Below are 410 nucleotides of genomic sequence, written 5' to 3'. Positions count from 1 at the left end.
GCATTGTAGTAAATACATCTACAAATACATTTTCAGGCAAATTTGCTTTAAGTTCATTCACAAATGCTGTATTTCTAAAAGAACCAGCTCCCAAATCGGGTTCGTAATAAAAAGTAATAACTAATATTCTTTTCGTAATAATCATAATTCAATAGTTGTGATTAAATTATTCAGTATTTCAACCTTTAGTTTCAATGCCCTCAAGGTTTTATTAAATCCGTTAGCGAAAGAGTATTCTTGTATTTCTATATTTATTGCTTTCTCAAAATTTATTTTCCCTCTATCTGTATAACAGTATTGTTGGTCAAAAGCAATTATTTTAACTTCAGGGTGAAAATGAAAAAGAATATAAGCTTTTTCATTCCCATTTTGAAATGAATCTTTGATTTTAATTTTTTTTTTCAAGAAGC

At 27.1% G+C, this 410-nt stretch carries 1 protein-coding gene; it reads right to left on the bottom strand.

Annotated elements, in window-relative coordinates:
• Positions 1 to 141: 141 nt before the first annotated feature.
• Positions 142 to 410: hypothetical protein (locus E3E36_RS12365; protein ID WP_167895634.1), on the bottom strand; the 269-nt coding region annotated here is incomplete at its 5' end.

The organism is Thermococcus sp. M36 (assembly GCF_012027355.1).
Lineage (GTDB): Archaea > Methanobacteriota_B > Thermococci > Thermococcales > Thermococcaceae > Thermococcus.
The sequence above is the reverse complement of the archived record's forward strand: the minus strand, read 5'-3'. Positions and strand labels throughout refer to the sequence as shown.